We start from the raw sequence: 25,355 nt of genomic DNA on the forward strand, positions 1-25,355 counted from the left end.
AGGAATAAAACTGTCAGAATATATTCGCTATTATATTTCAAAACATACTTTCTTCAAGATGATTTTGCTGTATACTATTTATATAGGATTAATATATTTTCTTATGAATGCTATTGAAAAAGAGTATGTGATGATAAATTCTTAAACATGCAAATGAAAACATTTGTTTTCATTTCGTATATACATAAAAATGCTTTGTCAATTCTGTAGGGAGGTATTTCCATGGTAGAGAAAATGAATGAAGAAGTTATGGATTCAAAAGAATTACAAGTTGGTGACGTTGTTACAGGTTCTGTAACGAAGGTTGAAGAAAAACAAGTGCTTGTAAATGTTGGATACAAAACAGATGGCGTAATTCCAATTAGTGAATTAGCTAACGTTCATATTGAAAAAGCAAGCGATGTTGTAGAATTAGATCAAACACTAGAATTGAAAATTATTAAATTAGAAGAAGATGATCTTGTTTTATCTAAACGTGCTGTTGATGCAGAAAAAGCATGGGTAGAATTACAAGAGAAATTTACTTCTGGTCATGTATTTGATGTTACTGTAAAAGATATCGTGAATGGTGGATTAGTTGTGGACCTAGGCGTTCGTGGTTTTATCCCAGCTTCACTTGTAGAAGTACATTATGTAGAAGACTTTTCTGACTATAAAGGAAAAACATTAGCGGTAAAAATTGTTGAATTAGACCGCGAAAAAAATCGTGTAATCCTTTCGCATAAAGCGGTAGTAGAATTAGAACTAGATTCTAAGAAAAAAGAAGCAATCTCTTCGTTAAAAGAAGGGGATATTGTTGAAGGAACAGTACAACGATTAACGGATTTTGGTGCTTTCGTTAACGTTGGTGGTGTGGACGGTTTAGTTCACATTTCGCAAATTTCACACGAACGTGTGGAGCAACCATCTGAAGTGCTAGAGCAAGGTCAAAAGGTAAAGGTAAAGGTGCTATCTGTTGATGCTGATACGCAACGTATCTCTTTATCAATTAAAGCAGCTCAGCCGGGACCTTGGGAAAATGTTGCTGGTGAAATAAAAGCTGGTGATATTCGTGAGGGAGTAGTAAAACGTCTAGTTACATTCGGTGCTTTCGTTGAAATTTTACCTGGCGTTGAAGGGCTTGTGCACGTATCTCAAATTGCAAATCGTCACGTGAAAAATCCAAATGAAGTATTGGAAATGGGACAAGAAGTAAAAGTGAAAGTACTTGAAGTACATGTAGCGGAAAAACGTATTTCTTTAAGTATAAAAGAAGCACTTGAAGAAAATAATGTAACAGAAGATTATAGCAAATATGAGCCAAATGCTGATTCTGCTACTTTCCAATTAAGTGATATTATTGGTGAACAACTGAAAAAATTAAAGAAATAAAGAGGGGTACGAGTGGTAAGGGCAAAACGTAAATTAGATCATATTGAATATGCTCTTTCTACTGGTCAGTCTCGTACGCATGGCTTTCATGATATTGATTTTGTGCATCAAAGCTTGCCAAATTCAAGTTATGATACTATAACATGTGAAACAAAAATCGGCGAACTTTCACTAAGTTCGCCGATTTTTATCAATGCGATGACTGGTGGTGGAGGAGAGCAAACGTTACATATTAATGAGCAACTAGCATATGTAGCGAAACATCATAATCTCGCTATGGCTGTAGGTTCGCAAATGGCAGCGTTAAAAGATGAGCGTGAGGCGGCTTCTTATAAGGTCGTTAGAAAGATAAATCCAAATGGGATTTTCTTTGCGAATTTAGGTAGTGAGGCAACTGTCGAACAGGCAGAGCGTGCCGTTGATATGATTGAAGCAAACGCACTACAAATTCATTTAAATGTTATACAAGAGTTAACGATGCCTGAAGGAGATCGTGATTTTACGGGGGTACTTCAGCGGATTGAACAAATTGTTTTAAAGAGTAAAATTCCTGTCATTGTAAAAGAAGTTGGATTTGGGATGAGTAAGGAAACAGTGCAACAGTTAGTGAGTATAGGTGTAACGGCAATTGATATTGGTGGACAAGGTGGTACAAATTTTGCTGCTGTTGAAAATGAAAGAAGACAGCGAATGCTTTCTTATTTTAATAACTGGGGCATACAAACAACTACCTCGATTATTGAAGCAACCTCTACAAATAACAACCTCTCTTTTATTGCATCTGGGGGCATACAAACAGCGCTTGACGTGGCGAAGGCAATCGCATTAGGGGCGAATACAACCGCATTTGCTGGATACTTTTTACGTATTTTAATGCAAGATGGTATCGAGAAGTTAGTGGATGAAATTGATCTTTTACATACAGATTTAAAATTTATTATGACAGCTCTTGGTGCGAAGACGATAGAAGAGTTGCAATCTGTACCTCTTGTTGTAAAGGGCGAAACGTATCATTGGTTAATGCAGCGTGGTATTGATACAACGCATTATAGTAGGAGATAAAAAAACCAACCGAACGGTTGGTTTTTTGTTTTCTATTCTTTTTTGTAATATAAAGTAGGGAACGGAATTAGTATTCTATAAAAAACAGACGTTTAATAAGATTAATTGTATATAAAAATATTATTCGGCGGAATTTGCAATTGAAAAAGAGGTTGCAAAAATGAGAAAATATAGAAGAGGTGATGCTGAATTATTAGAGAGAGTTTAAATTTCCTATGGGAAATAGGTGAAGGTGAAATTAAGTCATGGGAAAATTAGTATATAAAATATTATTTCAATATAAATAAAAATCATTAAAATAATTATGAAAAAAGACGGTTTCGGACAATATGGAAACCGTCTTTTTGTATGTTTAGTGCTGATTTTGCTTGCGAGCTTGCTCCGGTGTATCAAGACTTGTTGCACCAGGATATTGAAGTGATTGGTCGCGATCCGATTCAACGCGGCGTGATTCTCTTAGTTTTCGTTCTTGGCGATCTTTACCCATTGTGAATAGCACCTCCTTATTAAAAGTGTTGCTGTTATATGAAAAAACTATGCGTAAAGAAAGGGGGATTAACTTTCATAAAAAGTTCCCATAATGGAAAACATAGGAGGTGAAATGATGGATGGGAGTACTTTTTATTTTGTAGCTTGGATAGGGTGGGTTATCGTAACTTTCTTTATGAAAAAGGAATCTATTCGATGGAAGTTAAGTGCTTGTATATTGATTTTTATAATTTGCTCTCCGTTACATGTAACGATTGCTTCATTCACGGTATCAATAAATGCTCTTTTACTTTGTATTATTTCTTTTATAGGGATTACGCTATATTCTATTTGGAAAAAAATATATACCTTACTTTCGGCGCTTATTATTGCAATGTTATATACAAGTTTTCATTTGTTAGAAGTATATGACCCGATTTGGATTGTGGTGGATAGGTTGTTTCTGTTAAGTGGTGCCCTTGTGTATGCATCAGTTTTATTGCATGGAGATCGTTTCCTGCGATTATGTTCTTTATATATAGGGATGTTGCAAGGAGAGTTGTTAGTGACACTTATTTTTCGAAAACTAAACTTCCCTTATGATTACGGTAGTTTAGCGTTTTTTGATATCATCGCCGTTTCTACATTGTTTATGACAATTTTATTTTGGATTGCAAAAGTATCAGTATACATGGAACAGTTTAAGCGGAAAACACGTAAAAGAAAGGCGAGGGTAATACATGACTGAATATACACCAGCCATTTTATGTGGCGTAATAGCAGGGACGGTAACGAGAGTGTTAATGCTTCGCACGGATACGCGGCAATATCCAACGAGGCTTCATGGGAAAATTATTCATATTGCGATGGGGTTAATTGCCGCAGCTTTAGGAGCGATTGCAATCCCGTCTATTTTGAAAAAAGATTTTTCTGCCATTACATTTCTTACGTTAGCAGCGACGCAATTTCGTGATGTGCGTAATATGGAAAGAAATACGCTTCAACAATTAGATGGATATGAGCTCGTACCGCGTGGAAATACATACATTGAAGGAATTGCATTAGTTTTTGAAAGTCGCAACTATTTGGCGATGTTAACGTCGTTTGCAACGACGTTTGCGTATATAGGGTTCCATTCATGGATTGCTGGAGTAATTATGGCTATAATAGCATTTTTTATTGCGAAAAAATTAATGTCAGGCAAAAGGTTACATGATCTTGTTGATATCGAGCATGTACCGCTTCGCTTTGAAGGAGCGGGGCTTTATATTGATAATATTTATATTATGAATATTGGATTGCCGGCAAGGCAAGAAGAAATTATGAAATATGGAATGGGTTTTATTTTAAAACCGAAATCAATTGATGCGATGGTTACAATTGCAAATTTAGGACAACGGCAAGCTATTTTACATGATGTCTCTGTTGCTCTAGGGATATATAGGGATTCAGGTACACCAGCACTTGTACCGTTAGCAAAGCGTGATTTAGAAGATGGAAGAGTTGGCATCTTTGTCTTGCCGCAAGACCAAGATGCCGAGAAAGCGATAGGTGTCATAGGGAATGTGCCAACGCTAGAAAGTGCCGTTCATATGTCATCGGAAGCCCCGAAAGGAAGGGGAGATAAAAGATGATGTTAGAAAGTGTTATTCTCGCGGTAATTACAACGACACCGGAAAAGTTTGCAGGCGGAGCTCCCTTATTTACTTGTGAGACGAAAGAGGAACTAGAATTTGTTGCAAATAATTTAGAGGCGATATTAGATGGTATTGCGCATCGCTTACAAGAGAATGTATATATTATTGTGAAACATTAGCAACGTGTGTTATAATATGAGGTGTTTTGATACGTTGAGAAATATTCTGGAATGCAAATCCCTTCTTGCACAAAGAAGGGTTTTTTACATAATAAACAGAAGCAAGTTGAAAGGATGAAAGTATATGCCGAAACCAGTAATAGCAATAGTAGGCCGCCCGAACGTAGGAAAATCTACTATTTTCAATAGAATTGTTGGAGAAAGAGTTTCAATCGTAGAAGATATACCAGGTATAACGCGAGACCGTATTTATAGTGCGGGAGAATGGTTAAATCATGAGTTTAACATTATTGATACAGGTGGAATTGATATTGGAGACGAGCCGTTCTTGACACAAATTCGTCAACAGGCGGAAGTAGCGATTGATGAAGCAGATGTTATCATTTTTATGACGAATGGTCGCGATGGTGTAACTGCAGCAGATGAAGAAGTTGCTAAAATTTTATATCGTTCTAAAAAACCTATTGTACTTGCGGTAAATAAGGTTGATAATCCAGAAATGCGTAGTGACATTTATGATTTCTATGCATTAGGATTCGGTGAGCCATTCCCGATTTCAGGTACACATGGTTTAGGACTTGGTGATTTGTTAGATGAAGCTGCAAATCATTTTCCGAAGATTGAAGAAGAAGCGTATGACGATGAAACAATCCGTTTCTCTTTAATTGGACGTCCAAACGTAGGGAAATCATCACTTGTAAATGCACTTCTTGGTCAAGAACGTGTAATTGTAAGTAATATAGCAGGAACGACACGTGATGCTGTTGATACACCATATAGCAAAGATGGTCAAGATTATGTAATTATCGATACAGCTGGTATGCGTAAAAAAGGGAAAGTATACGAAAGCACAGAAAAATATAGTGTACTTCGTGCGCTTAGAGCGATTGAACGTTCTGACGTTGTTTTAGTCGTTTTAGACGGAGAAGAAGGAATTATTGAACAGGATAAAAAAATTGCTGGATATGCTCATGATTCAGGACGAGCTGTTATTATCGTTGTAAACAAATGGGATGCAGTGAAAAAAGATGAGAAAACAATGAAAGCATTTGAAGAAAATATTCGTGCTCATTTCCAATTCTTGGACTATGCACCGATTGTATTCTTATCTGCGAAAACGAAAAAACGTACACAAACATTGTTACCAGTTATTAATGAAGTAAATGAAAGTCATAGTATCCGTGTACAAACGAATGTATTAAATGATGTAATTATGGATGCTGTAGCGATGAATCCAACGCCGACTCATAATGGTAGCCGTCTGAAGATCTTCTATGCGACACAGGTTGCGGTAAAACCACCGACATTTGTTGTGTTTGTAAACGATACAGAATTAATGCACTTTTCATATGAGCGCTTCTTAAAGAATCGTTTACGTGAAGCGTTCGGTTTTGTAGGAACACCGATTCACATTATCGCTAGAGCAAGAGACTAATGGAGAGGATGTGATTTTATGACAAAAATCACAGTAATAGGAGCAGGTAGCTGGGGAACAGCGTTAGCGATGGTATTAGCTGACAATGGACATGATGTACGTATTTGGGGAAATCGTTCTGAACTTATGGATGAGATTAATGCGAAACATGAGAATAGTCGATATCTTCCAGGAATTACATTGCCAAGCACAATCGTAGCCTACTCTTCTTTAGAAGAAGCATTAGTAGATGTAAATACAGTACTGTTAGTAGTACCGACGAAAGCGTACAGAGATGTATTACAAGAGATGAAAGAAATTGTTACAGAACCAGTTACGTGGATTCATGCAAGTAAAGGGATCGAACCAGGTACGTCAAAACGTATTTCGGAAGTGATTGAGGAAGAAATTCCAGAGAACTTGATTAAAGATGTTGTTGTACTGTCTGGACCGAGTCATGCTGAAGAAGTCGGCTTACGTCAAGCGACAACTGTTACATCGGCAGCGAAGCGTATGGAAGCGGCTGAGGAAGTACAAGATTTGTTTATGAATAGCTACTTCCGTGTATACACAAATCCTGATATTGTTGGAGTTGAGCTTGGTGGTGCTTTAAAAAATATTATCGCATTAGCTGCAGGGATAACGGATGGTCTTGGATTAGGTGATAATGCGAAAGCGGCATTAATGACACGTGGTTTAACGGAAATTGCTCGTTTAGGAAGAAAAATGGGCGGAAATCCTTTAACGTTCGCTGGTCTAACTGGTATGGGAGACTTGATAGTAACTTGTACAAGTGTTCATAGCCGAAATTGGCGTGCTGGAAATATGCTCGGAAAAGGGCACTCTTTAGAAGAAGTGTTAGAAAGTATGGGGATGGTTGTAGAAGGCGTAAGAACAACGAAAGCTGCTCATGAATTGGCAGAGAAGATGGAAGTTGAAATGCCGATTACAGCTGCTTTATATGACGTGTTGTTCAATGGGAATGATGTAAAGGATGCAGTAGGCTCATTGATGGGACGCGTTCGAAAACATGAAGTGGAAGCTATACCTGATTTACTTTAAATAAAAGCGACAGAAGTACAATTTGTACTCCTGTCGCTTTTTTATTTTTTGATTGGGTCTTTTCACCATTTTTTTATTTTTGCATAGGATGAAGTGTAACTTGAGGAGAGGGTGAAAAGAATGGATAATAACATTTTTAATAATATTGAGAAGGAAGCGAAAGTGAACAAAGAGGATATTTTTAAATTAGCGTCATCTGTACAAAATGCGAATTTACGTGATGAAACTGTGCTTCGTCAATTGATTCATCAAGTAGCTCTTATGGCAGGACGTGAGGTGCCGAAAGAGCAAGAGGATCAAATTGTAAAAGCGATTATTAACAATAATATGCCAGCAGATTTTGGCTCGTTAAGCAAAATGTTTAAAAAATAAATTATGAGAAACAAAGAGATTGTAGATTGCATATGATAGCCATGAAAGAATGGGAATAGAGCTGGTAAGGGCATATTTGGTCAACCGAAGCGCAAAATAATGCGCTTCGGTTTTATTTTTGTACATAAATTTTGTTAATTTACATTAAAATGATGAATTGTATTTGTTTAAAGATTTTAATTTGTTAAAATAGTATAAAAATAGATTGAAAGTAAAGGGGTGTATATATGTCAGAAGGGCTTATAAAAATGTGGTTTTCCTTAGGGGCAATGGGATTTATGTTTGTTGCAGTAGTTTTTATTTTATTAAGTAGGCATAAAATGAAAAATAAATTTCTGAAAGGGATTACAGCGTTAGTAGCGTACACCCTCATGATTGTGTCGGGTATTGTTATTTTTCTTGTTGTATTTAGTGGACCTGTGGAGCAGTAAGAGGAGTGTATCTCAAAATGTTACATAAGGAGTAAGTTATACTAGCGTGAAAAGGTGATTGTTAGTGAAAAAAATCCATATTATTTTAATATTTTGTTGCATCAGCGTTTTAACAGGGTGTATGTATCCGAAAGAAAATATGAAACAAAATGCTGTTCCTTATGAAGATCAGTTACAAGTTGTTCAAAAAGCTATTACGACATATAAGGAACAAAATGGTGGGATATTGCCAATTAAAACGCGTGATATGAGTACACCTATTTATCAAAAGTATCCAATCGATTTTCAAAAAATTGCTCCGCGCTACATACAAGAAGCACCAGGGAATGCGTATGAAAGTGGAGGGGTATACCAATACGTATTAATAGATGTTGAAACAAATCCGACCGTAAAGTTAATTGATATAAGGATGGTTGAACAAATTCAGGAATTATCATTAAAACTAAGGATGTACCGTGATGAACATAGATATCCACCGTTTAAAAAAGTAATTTCAGACGGGGTATATGAATTGGATTACAAAAAACTAGGATATAAAGATGTACCGCAAGTGACAAGTCCGTATTCTGGTAAAGGACTTCCTTTTGTAATCAATGAAAAAGGAGAAGTATTTGTTGACTACAGAATCGACTTATATGAAGTGTTGAAAAAAAATGAAGGGCAATTTAAGGAAGGAGAAGATATTCGAAATATACTATCGAAAGACTCCCCATTTGTTCCCGCATATTCTTTACCGTATACGGTGAAGGACGGAGAACCAATTTTTTTTAAATCATAAGTCATGAACCTTTCTTTTAGCGAATAAGTTCTAGAAGAAAGGTTTTTTATGTTATACAACTTGTGATGCAAACAAAAAGTATTTTTTTAATAGTCATATGAAATTGGACAAAATTATTTGATATATTGTCCGAACTTCTAGAATACCATTATATTATATCAGATATTATAGGCAACGTTAGAGAAGGTATTAGTTGACTATATACACGGAATTATTCCCAAAAATTTTGAGGGAGGGAATCACTTGGAAAAGGTAGATATTTTTAAAGATATTGCGGAACGCACAGGCGGTGATATTTATTTTGGAGTTGTAGGAGCTGTTCGAACAGGGAAATCAACATTCATTAAAAAATTTATGGAACTTGTTGTTATTCCGAACATTGAGAATGAATCTGACCGCCAAAGAGCGCAGGATGAACTGCCTCAAAGTGCTGCTGGTCGTACAATCATGACGACGGAACCGAAGTTTGTTCCAAACCAAGCGGTTTCTATCGAAGTAGATGAAGGACTTGAAGTAAATATTCGATTAGTAGATTGTGTTGGATATACGGTTCCAGGAGCAAAAGGCTATGAAGATGAGAATGGCCCGCGTATGATTAATACTCCTTGGTATGAAGAGCCTATTCCATTCCATGAAGCTGCAGAAATTGGCACGCGCAAAGTAATTCAAGAACATTCAACAATTGGTGTTGTAATTACAACGGATGGAACGATTGGCGAAATACCAAGAAGAGATTATATAGAGGCAGAAGAACGCGTTGTAAATGAGTTAAAAGAAGTTGGAAAGCCTTTCATTATGATTATCAATACTGTACAGCCGTATCATCCGGATACAGAGCAATTACGCCAAAGTTTATCTGAAGAATATGATATACCAGTAATTGCGATGAGTGTAGAGAGTTTAAGAGAAACAGATGTATATAATGTACTTCGAGAAGCGTTATTTGAGTTCCCAGTATTAGAGGTGAATGTAAACCTTCCTAGTTGGGTAATGGTGCTAAATGAAGGGCATTGGTTACGCAAAAGTTATCAAGAAGCAGTTCAAGAGACTGTGAAGGATATAAAACGTCTTCGTGATGTGGACCGTGTCGTTTGGCAGTTTAGTCAATATGAATTTATTGATCGGGCAAGTCTAGCTGGCATTGATATGGGGCAAGGTGTGGCAGAGATTGATTTATATGCGCCAGATGAATTGTACGATCAAATTTTAAAAGAAGTAGTAGGGGTAGAAATTCGAGGGAAAGATCATTTACTGAAGCTTATGCTCGACTTATCTCATGCGAAAATAGAATATGATCAAGTGGCGGATGCCCTGCGTATGGTAAAGCAAACAGGATATGGTGTAGCAGCACCTGCACTAGCTGATATGAGCTTAGATGAGCCGGAAATCATACGTCACGGTTCAAGGTTTGGTGTGAAATTAAAAGCGGTAGCTCCATCTATTCATATGATTAAAGTAGATGTTGAATCGACGTTTGAGCCGATTATTGGTACTGAAAAGCAAAGTGAAGAATTAGTTCGTTATTTAATGCAAGATTTTGAAGATGATCCATTATCAATTTGGAATTCCGATATATTCGGACGTTCGCTTAGCTCTATTGTTCGAGAAGGAATTCAAGCAAAACTATCTTTAATGCCAGAAAATGCTAGATATAAATTAAAAGAAACACTAGAAAGAATTATTAATGAAGGATCTGGCGGATTAATTGCGATTATATTATAAGAAAAAATCCCTCTCATTGTAGAGGGATTTTTTTATTTTTTACGTATGGAATAGAAAAATAAACAGTCATTATCTAATACATTGTTGTAAATTGTCAAGTTTCATCAGATTTTCACATTTTAAGAGTAACAATTTCCTTAAAAATATTGAATTATAAAGGAGAATCGTATAATATAGGCGTTGATAATGATTTATCTACATCTTTGTAGTATAGAATTTGTAAAAATTGCCTACAAATGAAAGTAAGACTCATTTTATGATCATTATACAGTCTTATCTTTGGGAGGAGGTGAATGGCATGAACAAGACAGATTTAATCAATGCTGTTGCAGAAGCAAGTTCCCTTTCTAAAAAGGACGCAACAAAAGCAGTAGACGCTGTTTTTGATTCTATCTTAGAAGCTTTAAAACAAGGTGATAAAGTACAATTGATCGGATTCGGTAACTTCGAAGTTCGTGAGCGTGCGGCTCGTAAAGGTCGTAACCCACAAACAGGTGAGGAGATTGAAATCGCTGCAAGTAAAGTACCTGCATTCAAACCTGGTAAAGCGTTAAAAGATGCGGTTAAATAATCCTTACATATTAACAGGGAAGAAGAGTTTCCTTTTTGGGAACTCTTCTTTTTGCTTTTAAAAACATAAATATGCTAGAATGTGTTCGTATCACTTTTAGGTTTTCGGGAGGGCTAGCGGATGGCAAAAGTTAATTTAGAACAAATTGAACACGCAGTACGCCTTATTTTAGAGGCAATCGGAGATGACCCAAATCGTGAGGGAGTACTTGATACACCGAAGCGCGTTGCAAAAATGTACGCAGAAGTGTTCTCGGGGATGCATGAAGATCCAAAAGAGCATTTGCATAAAGTATTCGGAGAAGATCACGAAGAGCTTGTACTAGTAAAAGATATACCATTTTATTCGATGTGTGAGCATCATCTAGTTCCATTCTATGGAGTTGCTCACGTTGCATATATTCCGCAAGGCGGAAAGGTGACGGGGTTAAGTAAATTAGCTCGTACTGTAGATACAATTGCACGTCGTCCACAACTACAAGAACGTATTACATCAACAGTGGCTAATTCTATCATGGAAGTACTAGAGCCGCATGGTGTAATGGTAGTAGTAGAAGCAGAACATATGTGTATGACGATGCGTGGTGTGAAAAAACCAGGTGCGAAAACGATAACGACGGCAGTACGTGGTGTGCTTGAAAATGATGCTGCAGCGCGTAGTGAAATTTTATCTTTTATTAAAACGAAGTAAAGAAAAGCGGGAAACTGCTTTTCTTTTTTTTACAAGTAAATAAATGATATAGTGTTAGTTGGGCAGAGTGAGAATAGAAAGATTGCTTACATCAATGGAAGGTGTAGCCAAGTTTTGGTTATAGAAAATAGAATGTATGTGTTATAATAAGTTTTATGAATTAGAAAACAAGGGTGATTTTTTGTGTGTGACATCTACGGAGGGTATGCGGGTATAAAAGAGAAATTGATGGAGAAATTACGCCATCCTTATTTCATAAACTATATTGAAGAACCATGTATTGATGAAGAGAAAATAGCATTGTTATATGGAGCTTTAAAAAGTGAAAATTTACATATAGAACAAATTGAGCATTATGTAGTAACGATTATGCTTGTGCAAATTGCGCTTGATACACATGAAAGAGTATCAAACAAAGCGGGGGAAGAAGCGATTGAATCGCATAAACGCCGCCAGTTAACAGTACTTGCAGGTGATTACTATAGTGGGCTATATTATTACTTATTGTCTATGAATCGTGATATTGTTTTAATTCGCGCGCTTGCTGAAGGAATTAAAGAGATTAATGAACATAAAATTATGCTATACCAAAAAGCGCATGACAAGATGGATAACATAATGGAGAGTGTAGTAACGATTGAATCTGCGCTCCTTCAAAAAACATGTGATCATTTCCATTTATCACATTGGAAACCATTTATAACGTATGTATTAGGGAAAAATCGTCTCCAAAAAGAATGTCAACTGTATGCTGATAAACAACATTCACCTGTTTTTCAAGCAGTGCAAGAGGCTTTAGGGGATAAAGCTGATGCAGAAACAGTTATTAATGAATGGATGATGGAATTACGAAAGAAAGAAGATCAATTTTTAGAAGATCACACAGACATAAGTGAAATAAATTCTGTGTTAAGAGATAAATCGAAGACATAAGCAATTTTACATTGGAAGAAGGTACGAGCATGCAACAATCAAAAGAAGAAAGAGTACATGATGTATTTGAGAAAATTTCAGATAAATACGATGTGATGAATTCTGTAATTAGTTTTCAAAGACATAAAGCATGGCGTAAAGAGACGATGCGTATTATGGATGTAAAACCTGGCAGTAAAGCGCTTGATGTGTGCTGCGGGACAGCGGATTGGACAATTGCGCTAGCAGGAGCTGTAGGTGAGCAGGGGAAGGTTGTTGGCCTAGACTTCAGTGAAAACATGTTATCTGTCGGTAAACAAAAGGTAGAGGCGTTACAATTAAAACAAGTAGAACTTCTACATGGAAATGCAATGGAACTTCCATTTGAAGATCATACATTTGATTATGTAACGATTGGATTTGGTTTGCGTAACGTACCAGATTATTTACACGTATTAAAAGAAATGACACGTGTAGTAAAACCAGGTGGTAAAGTAATCTGCCTAGAAACATCGCAACCAACAATGATTGGTTTTCGACAAGGGTATATTTTATACTTTAAATATATCATGCCGTTATTTGGAAAGATGTTTGCGAAAAGCTATAAAGAATATTCATGGCTTCAAGAATCCGCTAGTACATTCCCAGGGATGAAAGAATTGGCTCAAATGTTTGAGGAAGCTGGACTTGAACGTGTACAAGTGAAACCATTTACTTTTGGAGTAGCAGCGATGCATTTAGGTATGAAACCAGAATCAAAATAGAAAAAAGAAGTTTTAGGTTAAGGTGAACAATATGAAGTTACAACTTATGTACTCTTTTTTACGATCGGATATTAATGTAATAGAAAAAGAATTAAAAAAGACAGTTGCTTCTGAACAGCCATTAGTAGAAGAGGCGGCATTACAACTCATTGAAGCTGGTGGGAAGCGAATTCGTCCTGTATTCGTGTTGCTTGCAGGGAAATTCGGGGATTATAAGTTAGACGCAATTAAGCACGTCGCTGTTGCGTTGGAACTTATTCATATGGCTTCTCTCGTTCACGATGACGTTATTGATGCAGCGTTTTTACGACGCGGTAGTGCGACTGTGAATGCGAAATGGGGAGATCGTATTGCAATGTATACAGGAGACTATCTGTTTGCTAAGTCTCTTGAATGTGTAACAAATATCGAAATTCCAGAGGCGCATCAGGCACTGTCGCATACAATTTTAGAAGTATGTAAAGGTGAAATTGAACAAATTAAAGATAAATATAACTATGACCAAAATTTACGAACGTATTTAAGAAGGATAAAGCGAAAAACAGCATTATTAATTGCTGCGAGTTGTCAGCTAGGGGCGATTGCTGCTGGTGCTAATCGTGATATGGTAAATCGTTTGTTTTGGTATGGGTATTTCGTAGGAATGTCTTATCAAATTATTGATGACATTTTAGATTTCGTTTCAACAGAAGAGAAACTTGGAAAACCTGCTGGTGGTGACTTACTACAAGGAAATATTACGCTGCCTGCTTTATATGCGATGGAAGATCCAATACTCCGCAAGAAAATCACTTCTGTACATGAAAATACAACAGCAAGTGAAATGAAAGAAATTATTGATGCTGTAAAAAATAGTACAGCTATTGATCAAGCATTTGCGTTTAGCGAACGTTATTTACATAAAGCATTGGAAATAATAAAACCACTCCCACGTGGGCAAGCAAAGTATGCATTACAAAATGTTGCAAAGTATATTGGAAAACGAAAATTTTAGTGTTTATTCTAAAAAATAAAATAATCTCTCTATTTCAAAACTATTGCACAATTGTGATAAGGGTGTTAATATGTGTGTGGGGATATACAATTACATACATAATTCAGAAGTGGAGAGATTTTTTATGGAAAAAACATTTCTAATGGTAAAACCAGACGGTGTACAACGTGCCTTCATTGGGGAAATTGTAGCTCGTTTTGAGAAAAAGGGCTTTCAATTAGTTGGTGCAAAATTAATGCAAGTCACTCCGGAAATTGCTGGACAACACTACGGTGAGCATAAGGAAAAACCTTTCTTTGGTGAATTAGTAGACTTTATTACATCTGGACCTGTATTTGCAATGGTATGGCAAGGTGAAGGTGTAGTAGATACAGCTCGTAATATGATGGGTAAAACAAGACCACATGAAGCGGCTCCTGGAACAATTCGTGGAGATTTCGGTGTAACTGTTGCGAAAAACATTATCCACGGTTCTGATTCTTTAGAAAGCGCAGAGCGCGAGATTGCTATTTTCTTTAAAGAAGAAGAATTGGTAGACTACTCAAAATTAATGAATGAATGGATTTACTAATTATTTTGAAATAATTTGTAAACGCTTTAATCACTGTGATAATAGTAAAAAGTGCAAGAAGAATAGGGGTATTCTTCTTGCACTTTTTTTATTTGGATTAGTTACGAAGTTAGAGCGGTTATGATATATTGATATGTAAAGTAAAAGGCCTATCGGAGAATAAGCGAATGGCTGATCAATCATATAATTTCTTTCATATTTTTAGAGTAATGAAAGATAATATCATTGCTTAATATAGCGAGATAAATACATATACGAAAAGAGGAATAACGTATGCGATATATTACAGCTGGTGAATCTCATGGTCCACAACTTACAACGATTATAGAAGGTATTCCAGCAGGACTGCCTTTAGTAGCGGATGATATAAATGAAGAGTTAGCTAGAAGGCAAAAGGGATATGGGCGTGGTAGACGCATGCAAATTGAAACAGATCAAGTGCAAATTGCAAGTGGTGTTAGACATGGAGAGACATTAGGTTCTCCAATTGCACTTGTTGTTGAAAATCGTGATTTTGCACACTGGACAAAAATTATGGGTGCAGAGTCGTTAACGGAACAAGAAGAAAAAGAAATGAAGAGGAAAGTAACAAAACCAAGACCTGGACATGCTGATTTAAATGGTGCGATTAAATATGGTCATAGAGATATGAGAAATGTACTTGAACGTTCTTCAGCACGCGAAACGACAGTGCGTGTTGCTGCTGGTGCGGTTGCTAAAAAAGTGTTAGCGGAACTTGGTATTACAGTGGCAGGCCATGTAATTGAAATTGGCGGTGTACAAGCTAAGGAGATTACGTATCGTTCAATTGAAGAATTAAAAAGTATTACAGAAGCATCACCTGTACGTTGTTTAGATGAAGAAGCTGGCAACCAAATGATAAAAGCAATTGATGATGCGAAAGCAAATGGTGATTCAATCGGTGGCATCGTTGAAGTAATTGTGGAAGGAATGCCAATTGGAGTAGGAAGTTATGTGCATTATGATCGAAAACTGGATGCGAAATTAGCAGCCGCGATTATGAGCATTAATGCCTTTAAAGGTGTTGAGATTGGAATTGGTTTTGAAGCAGCGCATAGACCCGGAAGTGAAGTTCATGATGAAATTCTGTGGAATGAAGCACGTGGATATACACGAAGAACGAATCATGCAGGTGGATTAGAAGGCGGTATGACGACTGGAATGCCAATTGTTGTGCGCGGTGTGATGAAACCGATACCTACACTATATAAACCTCTTCAAAGTGTGGATATTGATACGAAAGAACCTTTTACAGCAAGCATTGAACGTTCAGATAGTTGTGCTGTACCAGCAGCTAGTGTCGTTGCAGAAGCTGTTGTGGCTTGGGAATTAGCGACTGCTTTAATAGAACAATTTGGATTAGATCGTATGGATCTTATTCGTGAAAATATGGAGAAACATAATGAATATGCGAGGGGATTTTAATGGAAAACATACATATTCAAACGAAATCAAAAGAATATGATGTACATGTTGGGAAAGAGGCATTATTACATTTGACAACATTTGTTCAAAATATGCAGCCAGTTGTATCTAACGTAATGATCATTTCAGATGAAGTTGTTGCATCTTTACATTTACAGACAGTTGTGAATGCATTGCAAGTAGAGCAAGAAGTATTTTCATTCGTTGTACCGAGTGGTGAAAAAGAGAAGTCTTTTGAAAATTTCTATGCGGCTCATACGTCAGCTCTTGAAAATAAATTAGATAGAAATTCTTTAATTATCGCACTTGGAGGCGGAATGATTGGAGATTTGGCTGGTTTTGTTGCTGCGTCGTTTATGCGTGGCATTCGCTTTGTCCAAGTTCCAACGACTTTATTAGCTCACGATAGTGCAGTAGGCGGGAAAGTAGCAATTAACCATCCGTTAGGGAAGAATATGATTGGTGCATTCCATCAGCCAGAAGCGGTTGTATATCATACACCATTTTTATACTCTCTTCCTGAAAAAGAATGGCGTTCAGGTTTTGCAGAAGTGATAAAACATGCTTTGATTGGTGATGTTGAACTGTATCATTGGTTAAAAGAAGAAGTGCAAACATTGGCGGATCTTCGTGATGAGAAGTTAATTCACATATTAATGAAGGCGATTCCTGTAAAAGCAAATATTGTATCACAAGATGAAACAGAAAAAGGTGTACGTGCTCATTTGAACTTTGGACATACGCTAGGGCATGCTCTTGAAAAAGAGATTGGATATGGAAATATTACTCACGGTGACGGAGTAGCAGTTGGGATGTTATTTGCTTTATTTTTAAGTGAGCAAGTGTATAAAGTTGATCTTGCTTATGAAGAGATAAAGCAGTGGTTCTTGCAATACGGCTATCCAAAAATGCCAAGCGATTTGAATGTAGAGCGCCTCGTTCAACTGATGAAACAAGATAAGAAAGCGAATGCTGGAACAATTCATATGGTACTTATGCAGGAATATGGGGTGGTGAACGTCGTATCTATTCCTGATGAGACTGTTCATATTGCGTTAGAAGCATTTCAAAAGGATATGGCTTAAAAATATAGGGACAGTTATGAAGTGCTTATTTAGAGGTGTTTTCGTAATAGTGACGGTTATGATAAAAGATTACAGTAAGGGATTATAATCCCTTACTGTAATCGAATTCAATAAAATGACTGGGGGAAGAAAAATGAGAGTGAAAGAGCAATTGTTAACTTTGAGAGCATATGTACCTGGGAAAAATATTGAAGAAGTAAAAAGAGAATATGGATTATCAAAAATTGTGAAATTAGCATCGAACGAAAATCCATTCGGTTGTTCTACAAATGTGACAGAAGCGTTAACATCATTAGTGAGTCAATACGCTCTTTATCCAGATGGATATGCTTTTGAACTTCGGACAAAAGTAGCTGATCATTTAGGTGTAAAAGCGGAACAACTGTTATTTGGTAGTGGGTTAGATGAAGTTATTCAAATGATTAGCCGTGCCTTACTACATGAAGGAACAAATGTTGTAATGGCGAATCCTACATTCTCGCAATACCATCACCATGCTGTTATTGAAGGGGCAGAAGTTCGTGAAGTATCACTTAAAGATGGCATTCACGATTTAGATGCAATGTTACAACAAGTAGATGATAAAACGAAGATTGTGTGGATTTGTAATCCGAATAACCCGACAGGTACATATGTAGAGAAACAAAAATTACTTTCATTTTTAGAATCAGTACCTAAGTCAGCGCTCGTTATTATGGATGAAGCATATTATGAATATGCGGAAGCAAAAGACTATCCGCAAACATTGCCACTTCTTGAAAAATATGAAAATCTTATGGTATTACGTACATTTTCAAAAGCATATGGCTTAGCTGCTTTTCGAATTGGATATGCGATTGGTGATGCGAAGTTAATCGGGCAGTTGGAAGTAGCAAGGTTACCGTTCAATACATCGACTGTAGCCCAAGCTGTAGCAATAGCTGCATTAGAAGATCAAACATTTTTACAAGACTGTGTGCAAAAAAATGCTGAAGGGTTAAATCAATACTATGCATTTTGTAAGGAATATAACGTATTCTATTATCCGTCTCAAACAAATTTCATTTTCTTAAAACTTGGTATTTCTGGTAATGAAGCTTTCGAACGATTAATGAAGAAAGGATATATTGTTCGTTCTGGTGCTGCATTTGGAATACATGATGGCATTCGTATTACCGTCGGATTGAAAGAAGAAAATGATGAAATTATAGAATTACTGAAAGAGCTTGTAAATGAGCAAGTTAAGAAAGAAGAAACCTATTCTTAAGAAATTGTGAAGGCTCCTTTTATAGGAGTCTTTTTTATCCCGCATGAACAGCTCCTAAAAGCTTGGTTGGTGTTGCTTCATAATTAATAAGGGAAGTTATTTGCACGGTCATGAAAGAAAACGGTACAATAGAAAGTAGTGAGGGATCGGTGTCACATCCGAACTTTTTGAACAAGTAGCTACGCTATAAGAAAAAGTACAAGAAGGAGCATGCCCATTCTAAAGGTTGCGTTATAATAGTGCGTTGCTTATGATAAAGTGAAACTTTAATCAGTGGGGGATGTTTATCCCCCGCTAATTATTAGTTGAACCAATCGGGCTTTTATGGGCAGTTGATCCCCAAACTAACTTCTTTGCCTTAGCTGAATTTTGAGGTGGGGGTCTGACTGCCCGTTAATAGCGGGATAAATGAACAGAAGAGAATATTTTTTAGAATTAAAGGAGACGTTTATGCAAAAGTTTGAACAAGCTGTGTCATATATTGAAAATGGTGAAGCGGAAAAAGGATTACAATTATTAAAAGAACAATTACAAGTTGCGAATGATGAAGAGAAGTATGATATCGCTCGCTACTATCATACACTTGGGTTTACGGATGAGGCGCTAGTAATAACAGAAGATTTACGTTTGCTATATCCGGAAGAGAGTGAATTTACGGTATTTTTAGCAGAATTATATATTGATTTAGATAAAGAAGATGAAGCGATTGAAGTACTTCATGATATTCCAGAAAATGATGATTTATATGTTCAATCGTTATTGCTTGTTGCAGATTTATTCCAAATGCAAGGTTTTGATGATGTAGCAGAGCAAAAACTATTAAAGGCGAAAGAATTGATGCCTGACGAACCTGTTATTACGTTTGGATTAGCAGAATTATATAGTAGTAAAGGTGAAGAACAAAAGGCAATTACTTATTACGAGTCGCTATTAGCGGAACATAAAGTAATGGGGGGTGTTGTCATTGCACTTCGTCTCGCAGAAACGTTAAGTGCAATTGGAAACTGGGAAGAAGCGATCTCTTACTATGAAGCAGGCTTAGAGGAGCAAAAAGATATTCACTCCTTATTTGGATATGCTTTCACATTATATCAAGGAGAAGAATATCAAAGAGCAATTGGTGCTTGGCAAGAACTAAAAGAATTAGATCCTGAGTACGCATCACTATACATGTATTTAGCGAAAAGCTATGAAAAAGAAGGAATGCTGCAAGAAAGCTATGAAACACTTCAAGAAGGAATTAAAGTAGATGAGCTTGCTGTTCCGTTTTATGTAGAATTAGCGAGCATTGCAGCTAAATTAGGAAAAGTAGCAGAGGCAGAGGAAGTGCTTCAAAAAGCGCTTGAGTTAGATCCAGGACATTTAGGTGCAATATTAAAATATGCATATATTTTAAAAGGACAAGAAAAGTATGAAGAGTTAATCACAGTTGTAGAGCGTGCTATTGATAGCGGAGAGCCAGATACACAACTACTTTGGGATCTTGCGTTTGCAAAAAAACAATTAGAAATGTATTCGGATGCATTAAAGCACTATGAAAGTGCATATACTTCTTTTAAGAATCATCCAGACTTCTTGGAAGAGTACGGTTATTTCTTATTGGAAGAAGGAATGCGAAAAGAGGCCAAAGAAGTGTTTACTCAGTTATTACAACTAGACCCGACACAAATTCATATTGAAGAGTTGTTATATAATTTAGAGGATTTTTCATAAGTTGGAAGGAAACTGAATGCCGCTTCTTGAATCTAAAAAGAAAAGAGAAAGACAGAGGAGGGACTTAATTGCTATGAATACCCCTGTTTCTGTAAACGAGAAGAAGGATTTTGTGAAATGGTTTTTGAATAATTACCAACTGAAACAGCGTGAATGTGTATGGATTTTGAATTATTTAATGAGTCACGACCAATTAATGCATAAAGTCCACTTCGTAGAGCATGCAAAATATTGTCCGCGTGGCTTAGTGATGTCAGCAAATTGCGTGAAAGACACACCGTTTCACTTTTTTAAACAAAATGTTATGACAACAGATGCTGAAAAATCGTTTCATGATATTCGTTTAAATCGAGATGAGGATATTTATATTCAACTCAACTTTAAATCATCGTTCCAAAACGCAAACTATGTAGCTGTATTAGAAGACAATCCATATTTACCAAAGCATATTGAAGTAAATGAAAAAGATCGTTTACTTGCAGAGAGATTTTTAGAAGAGAGTGTATTTTCATTTAGAAGAGAACGTCTTTTGAAACAAATTGATGAAGCGTTGGATAAGCAAGATAAGGAAGCGTTTCATAGGTTAACGGCGGAGTTAAAGACTTTATAGGATTTATTTGAATTATTGAATTTTTACAAATTTCGGACTTTTTTAAGAAAAACTACCTATCTTGGGTAGTTTTTCTTTTTTTACCCCTTTTAGTATGGTTTAATATATATAAAGTGAAAGTTCTGTCATTTTAGCTGGAGGGAGGGAAGAAATGTGAAATGGATTGTAAAAGACGTGGAACAGTTTGAGCAAGCAAGGGAGTATGTAGATACAGGGGTAATACCTCTTTTGTCAATTTCAGCAGCAAAAGAAATGAAAACGGTAGTAGAACAAGGTGAATTTATTGAATTGTTGAGTATGGAGTTGGAAAGAGAATATAAAGGAAGAGTGCTTTTACTACCTGCATTTACGTATTTAGTAGAAAGTCAAAAGAATGAAAAAGCTCGTTTGCAAGAATGGACAGATCATTTACAAAGTCAAGGCTTTAAACATATTGCTTATGTTACAAGTGATTTTTCATGGAAAGAAGATATGCAAGAGTTACAGGGGGATTTATTTTGGTTACCCTCATTAGCGTTAGAACAATTTAGTGATCAAGCGAAGAGAGAAGTCATTCACGCTCATATAAAAAATATAATGGTAATGTTAGAAGAAAAATGGGGAAAATAGCAATAAACAGAAAGTTCTTATTATTATGAGTAGTATGATATTGACCTGTGCATGAGGGTATTATATCATGATAGTGTCCTAGTATTTATTTTTTATATTATTTTTCACGAGGGGACAATTTCTGATAGAGGGGGGAAATTTTCGTGAGCGAGAAAGAACATCGTGTGTCAAGAAGACAGTTTTTAAATTACACACTTACAGGAGTAGGAGGCTTTATGGCAGCGGGTATTTTAATGCCGATGACGCGATTTGCGCTTGATCCGGTGTTAAGAAAAGAAGCGGGAACAGATATGGTTGCTGTTGCGCAAGTAAAGGATATTACAACAGAGCCGAAGCGTTTCGACTTTAAGGTGAAACAGGTTGACGGATGGTACAAGTCTGAAGAGCCAAAATCTGCTTGGGTGCATAAAGATGAAAGCGGAGACATCGTTGCATTTTCTCCAGTGTGTAAACATTTAGGGTGTACAGTGAACTGGAATTCGGACAAAGCACATCCGAATCAATTCTTTTGCCCTTGTCACGGAGGACGTTATACAAAAGATGGTATGAACATTAAAGGCACACCGCCACTTGCTCCGCTTGATGTGTACGAGTCTAAAGTGAAAGATGGAACGCTGTATTTAGGAAAAGCGAAGCCAAAAGGGGGTGCAAAGTAGATGCTAAATAAAATTTATGATTGGGTAGATGAACGTTTAGATATTACACCGATATGGCGCGATATCGCTGATCATGAAGTACCTGAACATGTAAACCCGGCACATCACTTTTCTGCATTCGTTTATTGCTTTGGAGGACTTACCTTTTTCGTTACTGTAATTCAAATTTTATCTGGAATGTTTTTGACGATGTATTATGTGCCTGATATTAAAAATGCGTGGGAATCTGTTTACTATTTACAAAATGAAGTTGCGTACGGGCAAATTGTTCGTGGTATGCACCACTGGGGTGCTAGTCTCGTAATTGTAATGATGTTTTTACATACACTCAGAGTTTTCTTCCAAGGTGCGTATAAAAAACCTCGTGAGTTAAACTGGATTGTTGGTGTTCTTATTTTCTTTGTTATGTTAGGTCTTGGTTTTACCGGATATTTATTACCGTGGGATATGAAAGCGTTATTTGCTACGAAAGTAGGGATTCAAATCGCAGAGCAAACGCCGCTCATTGGTCCTTATATTAAAACATTACTCGCTGGTCATTCCGAAATTGTTGGCGCTCAAACATTAACTCGCTTCTTTGCTATTCACGTCTTCTTCTTACCAGCAGCACTTCTAGGTTTAATGGCCTTCCACTTCATCATGATTCGCAAACAAGGTATTTCCGGTCCACTATAAGAGATTGCTAAATTAAAGGGGAAAGAACTAAAGGAGGGAGATTATGCATCGCGGCAAAGGAATGAAATTTGTAGGAGATTCTCGAGTACCAGTAGCTCGGAAACCAAATATTCCAAAAGATTATTCTGAATACCCAGGAAAAACAGAAGCATTTTGGCCGAACTTCTTGTTAAAAGAATGGATGGTTGGTGCAGTTTTTTTAATCGGTTATTTATGTTTAACAGTGGCACATCCGTCACCGCTTGAGAGAATGGCGGATCCGACAGATGCCGGATATATACCACTTCCAGATTGGTATTTCTTATTTTTGTATCAGTTACTAAAGTATTCTTATGCTTCTGGTTCATTTACTGTAATTGGAGCGTTTATTATGCCAGGGATTGCGTTCGGAGCATTGCTGTTAGCTCCATTTCTCGATCGAGGTCCAGAAAGACGCCCGTTGAAGCGTCCTGTAGCCACTGGATTTATGCTTTTAGCAATTGCATCGATTATCTTTTTAACTTGGGAATCTGTAGCACACCACGACTGGGAAGCTGCAAAGAAACAAGGCGCAATTGTAAAAACAGCACCAGTTGATAAAAATGATGACGGCTACAAGTTAATGCAAAAAAATACTTGTTTAACGTGTCATGGTGATAATTTACAAGGCGGGGCGGCAGCACCAGCTTTGCAGAACTTAACTTTAAAACCTGAAGAAATCGCTAAAATTGCGAAAGATGGAAAAGGTTCCATGCCTAAAGGTGTATTTAAAGGTACGGATGAAGAACTGAAAAAGCTTTCGGAATTCGTTGCAAAGTATAATAAAAAATAATAGAAAAGCTGACTACAAATTTTGTGGTCAGCTTTTTATTTTGATGACAGAAAGTTTACTATATAATAGAGTAGAGTTTGAGGAAAGAATGAAAGGTGTTGGACATACAGCTTGGTTTACTTGTATGCAATGTTAAGACAACGCTCAGTATTATTATTTTTATTGATTGTTAACATACTAGGTACAATTTACGGATTTATATGGTATGGAAATCAATTAAAAGAAACGTCACCTATATTTTGGCCGTTTGTACCAGATAGTCCTATGGCGACTCTCTTTTTTGTCTTTGTTTTAATTGCTTTCTTGGTAAAGCGAAACTGGGGATTAATAGAGGCGCTGGCAATTGTAACTTTAATAAAATATGGTATATGGGCTGTTGTTGTAAATGTGGTTATGATTTATGTAAAAGGTCCTATTGGCTTGATGGGGTATATGTTAATGCTATCGCATTTTGCAATGGCAGTGCAGGGAGTGTTATATGCTCCGTTTTACCGTATAAAAAAATGGCATTTTGTAGTAGCAGGTATATGGACATTACATAATGACGCAATTGATTATTTATTTTGGCAAATGCCGAGATACGGAATTATGCATTTGTTTGTAGAGAAAATTGGTTATTTTACATTTTGGTTAAGTATTGTCGTACTGTGCATCACATACTATTATTGCTTACGTGAGCGCCGAAAACAGTTTTCTTTATGATGGTGTGAACATTTAGGGGGAGAAAATGAAGAGAAGTAAGAGTGGAAAAATATTGGATCGATTGATTACGTTAGTTGTTTCATATAGCATAGCATTTTCTATTTTTGCACTTGCAACAATGGCAGTTATATATGGAAAATGGCTGTATTATTTTGAAATTGATTTTTTAAACATTCCAGATTTAGCGGATATGACAAAAGATGAAATTAAGAGAAATTATGATGTGCTAATTACATATTTATCTCCGTTTTATGACGGAGCATTACATTTACCGACATTAGATATGTCTACAAATGGTCGTATTCATTTTGTAGATGTTAAAAATATTATAGTAAAGATTCAATATGTGATGTATGCGACAATTATGATTGTAGTGATAGGCGGCGTTTATTTATTAAAAAGAAAAAACGAAAAATTTTTACTGCATGGATCGATTGTAACAATTATATTTCCGATAGCACTGGTGTTGCCAATCGCTATTAATTTTGAAAAGAGTTTTGTATTATTCCATAAGCTGTTATTCAGTAACGATTATTGGATGTTTGATATTGAATCGGATCCGATTATTTTAATGCTACCAGAAGAATTTTTTATGCATGCGGCGTGTGCTATTTTATTATTCATTTTAGGTGGTAGTATACTTTGTTACAGCTTGTATAGATATTTCGTAAAAAAGAAAAGGATTTCAAAGGAAAAATTCTCTGCTTAAAGAGAATTTTTTTGTTTGTAAAACGATAATATATTTTTCGGGGCAGTTCTGTTCTATTCTTGTCCAATTCCACATATTTTGTACTAGTAGTTATA

Annotated in this window: 29 protein-coding genes; 28 read left to right on the forward strand and 1 reads right to left on the reverse strand. The window is 36.3% G+C overall.

What is annotated here, in order from left to right:
* The first annotated feature begins 222 nt into the window (after positions 1-222).
* Positions 223-1,371, forward strand: a complete 1,149-nt coding sequence (rpsA, locus tag F0362_RS07705; RefSeq protein ID WP_000229553.1) for a 30S ribosomal protein S1 — start codon at positions 223-225, stop codon at positions 1,369-1,371.
* Between the two features lie 12 nt (positions 1,372-1,383).
* Positions 1,384-2,433 (forward strand): type 2 isopentenyl-diphosphate Delta-isomerase, encoded by a 1,050-nt coding sequence (locus tag F0362_RS07710; protein ID WP_000251049.1) that lies wholly within the window; start codon positions 1,384-1,386, stop codon positions 2,431-2,433.
* A gap of 352 nt (positions 2,434-2,785) precedes the next feature.
* On the opposite strand, the gene F0362_RS07715 is transcribed toward F0362_RS07710, so the two are convergent.
* The gene (locus F0362_RS07715; RefSeq protein ID WP_000513901.1) at positions 2,786-2,920 is read right to left on the reverse strand and encodes a YpzI family protein; all 135 of its coding nucleotides are present in this window, start codon (positions 2,918-2,920) and stop codon (positions 2,786-2,788) included.
* 117 nt (positions 2,921-3,037) lie between these two features.
* On the opposite strand from F0362_RS07715, the gene F0362_RS07720 reads away from it, so the two are divergent.
* The 26 genes from F0362_RS07720 to F0362_RS07845 all read left to right on the forward strand — a co-directional run bounded on the left by F0362_RS07720 (position 3,038) and on the right by F0362_RS07845 (position 25,260).
* Complete coding sequence (locus tag F0362_RS07720) at positions 3,038-3,649, forward strand: YphA family membrane protein (protein ID WP_000349114.1); 612 nt, start codon at positions 3,038-3,040, stop codon at positions 3,647-3,649.
* Positions 3,642-4,535 (forward strand): YIEGIA family protein, encoded by an 894-nt coding sequence (locus tag F0362_RS07725; RefSeq protein WP_000141591.1) that lies wholly within the window; start codon positions 3,642-3,644, stop codon positions 4,533-4,535. The genes F0362_RS07720 and F0362_RS07725 overlap by 8 nt, the downstream gene beginning before the upstream one ends.
* On the forward strand, positions 4,532-4,717 hold the full coding sequence (locus F0362_RS07730; protein ID WP_000979055.1) for a capping complex subunit for YIEGIA: 186 nt from the start codon (positions 4,532-4,534) through the stop codon (positions 4,715-4,717). The genes F0362_RS07725 and F0362_RS07730 overlap by 4 nt, the downstream gene beginning before the upstream one ends.
* Before the next feature lie 124 nt (positions 4,718-4,841).
* Complete coding sequence (gene engA / locus F0362_RS07735; protein ID WP_001125887.1) at positions 4,842-6,152, forward strand: ribosome biogenesis GTPase Der; 1,311 nt, start codon at positions 4,842-4,844, stop codon at positions 6,150-6,152.
* Positions 6,153-6,170: 18 nt separating this feature from the next.
* On the forward strand, positions 6,171-7,193 hold the full coding sequence (locus F0362_RS07740) for an NAD(P)H-dependent glycerol-3-phosphate dehydrogenase (protein ID WP_000161758.1): 1,023 nt from the start codon (positions 6,171-6,173) through the stop codon (positions 7,191-7,193).
* A 120-nt stretch (positions 7,194-7,313) separates the two neighbouring features.
* A complete protein-coding gene (locus tag F0362_RS07745) occupies positions 7,314-7,565 on the forward strand; it encodes a stage VI sporulation protein F (RefSeq protein ID WP_000369753.1) in 252 nt (83 codons plus the stop codon).
* 227 nt (positions 7,566-7,792) lie between these two features.
* On the forward strand, positions 7,793-7,996 hold the full coding sequence (locus tag F0362_RS07750; protein WP_001289001.1) for a DUF2768 domain-containing protein: 204 nt from the start codon (positions 7,793-7,795) through the stop codon (positions 7,994-7,996).
* A gap of 64 nt (positions 7,997-8,060) precedes the next feature.
* The gene (locus tag F0362_RS07755) at positions 8,061-8,774 is read left to right on the forward strand and encodes a hypothetical protein (protein WP_000719829.1); all 714 of its coding nucleotides are present in this window, start codon (positions 8,061-8,063) and stop codon (positions 8,772-8,774) included.
* Between the two features lie 243 nt (positions 8,775-9,017).
* Positions 9,018-10,496 carry a stage IV sporulation protein A gene (gene spoIVA, locus F0362_RS07760; protein ID WP_000416518.1) on the forward strand — a complete coding sequence of 493 codons (1,479 nt, stop codon included), beginning with the start codon at positions 9,018-9,020 and terminating at the stop codon, positions 10,494-10,496.
* A gap of 298 nt (positions 10,497-10,794) precedes the next feature.
* Positions 10,795-11,067: an HU family DNA-binding protein gene (locus tag F0362_RS07765; RefSeq protein ID WP_001043860.1), complete on the forward strand. Its 273-nt coding sequence runs from the start codon at positions 10,795-10,797 to the stop codon at positions 11,065-11,067.
* A gap of 120 nt (positions 11,068-11,187) precedes the next feature.
* Positions 11,188-11,757: a GTP cyclohydrolase I FolE gene (gene folE, locus F0362_RS07770; RefSeq protein WP_001151479.1), complete on the forward strand. Its 570-nt coding sequence runs from the start codon at positions 11,188-11,190 to the stop codon at positions 11,755-11,757.
* 183 nt (positions 11,758-11,940) lie between these two features.
* Entirely contained in the window at positions 11,941-12,690 is a 750-nt protein-coding gene (locus tag F0362_RS07775) for a heptaprenyl diphosphate synthase component 1 (protein ID WP_000332836.1), read from the forward strand.
* A gap of 29 nt (positions 12,691-12,719) precedes the next feature.
* Positions 12,720-13,433, forward strand: coding sequence for a 2-heptaprenyl-1,4-naphthoquinone methyltransferase (gene menG, locus F0362_RS07780; RefSeq protein ID WP_001187664.1), 714 nt, complete (start codon positions 12,720-12,722; stop codon positions 13,431-13,433).
* A gap of 31 nt (positions 13,434-13,464) precedes the next feature.
* Complete coding sequence (gene hepT, locus F0362_RS07785) at positions 13,465-14,427, forward strand: heptaprenyl diphosphate synthase component II (RefSeq protein ID WP_000776088.1); 963 nt, start codon at positions 13,465-13,467, stop codon at positions 14,425-14,427.
* A 124-nt stretch (positions 14,428-14,551) separates the two neighbouring features.
* Positions 14,552-14,998 carry a nucleoside-diphosphate kinase gene (gene ndk, locus F0362_RS07790; protein ID WP_000415890.1) on the forward strand — a complete coding sequence of 149 codons (447 nt, stop codon included), beginning with the start codon at positions 14,552-14,554 and terminating at the stop codon, positions 14,996-14,998.
* A 273-nt stretch (positions 14,999-15,271) separates the two neighbouring features.
* Positions 15,272-16,444, forward strand: coding sequence for a chorismate synthase (gene aroC, locus F0362_RS07795; protein ID WP_001269353.1), 1,173 nt, complete (start codon positions 15,272-15,274; stop codon positions 16,442-16,444).
* Positions 16,444-17,529 carry a 3-dehydroquinate synthase gene (gene aroB, locus F0362_RS07800; protein WP_000427689.1) on the forward strand — a complete coding sequence of 362 codons (1,086 nt, stop codon included), beginning with the start codon at positions 16,444-16,446 and terminating at the stop codon, positions 17,527-17,529. The genes aroC and aroB overlap by 1 nt, the downstream gene beginning before the upstream one ends.
* Before the next feature lie 133 nt (positions 17,530-17,662).
* Positions 17,663-18,775: a histidinol-phosphate transaminase gene (gene hisC / locus F0362_RS07805; RefSeq protein ID WP_001264040.1), complete on the forward strand. Its 1,113-nt coding sequence runs from the start codon at positions 17,663-17,665 to the stop codon at positions 18,773-18,775.
* A gap of 450 nt (positions 18,776-19,225) precedes the next feature.
* Complete coding sequence (locus tag F0362_RS07810) at positions 19,226-20,488, forward strand: tetratricopeptide repeat protein (RefSeq protein ID WP_001168690.1); 1,263 nt, start codon at positions 19,226-19,228, stop codon at positions 20,486-20,488.
* A gap of 73 nt (positions 20,489-20,561) precedes the next feature.
* Positions 20,562-21,098, forward strand: a complete 537-nt coding sequence (locus F0362_RS07815; RefSeq protein ID WP_001095919.1) for a ReoY family proteolytic degradation factor — start codon at positions 20,562-20,564, stop codon at positions 21,096-21,098.
* A gap of 153 nt (positions 21,099-21,251) precedes the next feature.
* Positions 21,252-21,707, forward strand: coding sequence for a YpiF family protein (locus tag F0362_RS07820; protein ID WP_000871316.1), 456 nt, complete (start codon positions 21,252-21,254; stop codon positions 21,705-21,707).
* A 143-nt stretch (positions 21,708-21,850) separates the two neighbouring features.
* The gene (qcrA, locus tag F0362_RS07825) at positions 21,851-22,363 is read left to right on the forward strand and encodes a menaquinol-cytochrome c reductase iron-sulfur subunit (protein ID WP_001290419.1); all 513 of its coding nucleotides are present in this window, start codon (positions 21,851-21,853) and stop codon (positions 22,361-22,363) included.
* Entirely contained in the window at positions 22,364-23,038 is a 675-nt protein-coding gene (gene qcrB / locus F0362_RS07830) for a menaquinol-cytochrome c reductase cytochrome b subunit (RefSeq protein ID WP_000932700.1), read from the forward strand.
* A 43-nt stretch (positions 23,039-23,081) separates the two neighbouring features.
* Entirely contained in the window at positions 23,082-23,849 is a 768-nt protein-coding gene (gene qcrC / locus F0362_RS07835) for a menaquinol-cytochrome c reductase cytochrome b/c subunit (protein WP_000554601.1), read from the forward strand.
* Positions 23,850-23,960: 111 nt separating this feature from the next.
* Positions 23,961-24,551: a lipoprotein heptaprenylglyceryl N-acetyltransferase LhaT gene (locus tag F0362_RS07840; protein WP_000262817.1), complete on the forward strand. Its 591-nt coding sequence runs from the start codon at positions 23,961-23,963 to the stop codon at positions 24,549-24,551.
* Positions 24,552-24,576: 25 nt separating this feature from the next.
* Entirely contained in the window at positions 24,577-25,260 is a 684-nt protein-coding gene (locus tag F0362_RS07845; protein WP_000830607.1) for a lipoprotein intramolecular transacylase Lit, read from the forward strand.
* Positions 25,261-25,355: the final 95 nt, after the last annotated feature.

The organism is Bacillus sp. BS98 (assembly GCF_008432245.1).
Classification (GTDB): domain Bacteria; phylum Bacillota; class Bacilli; order Bacillales; family Bacillaceae_G; genus Bacillus_A; species Bacillus_A toyonensis.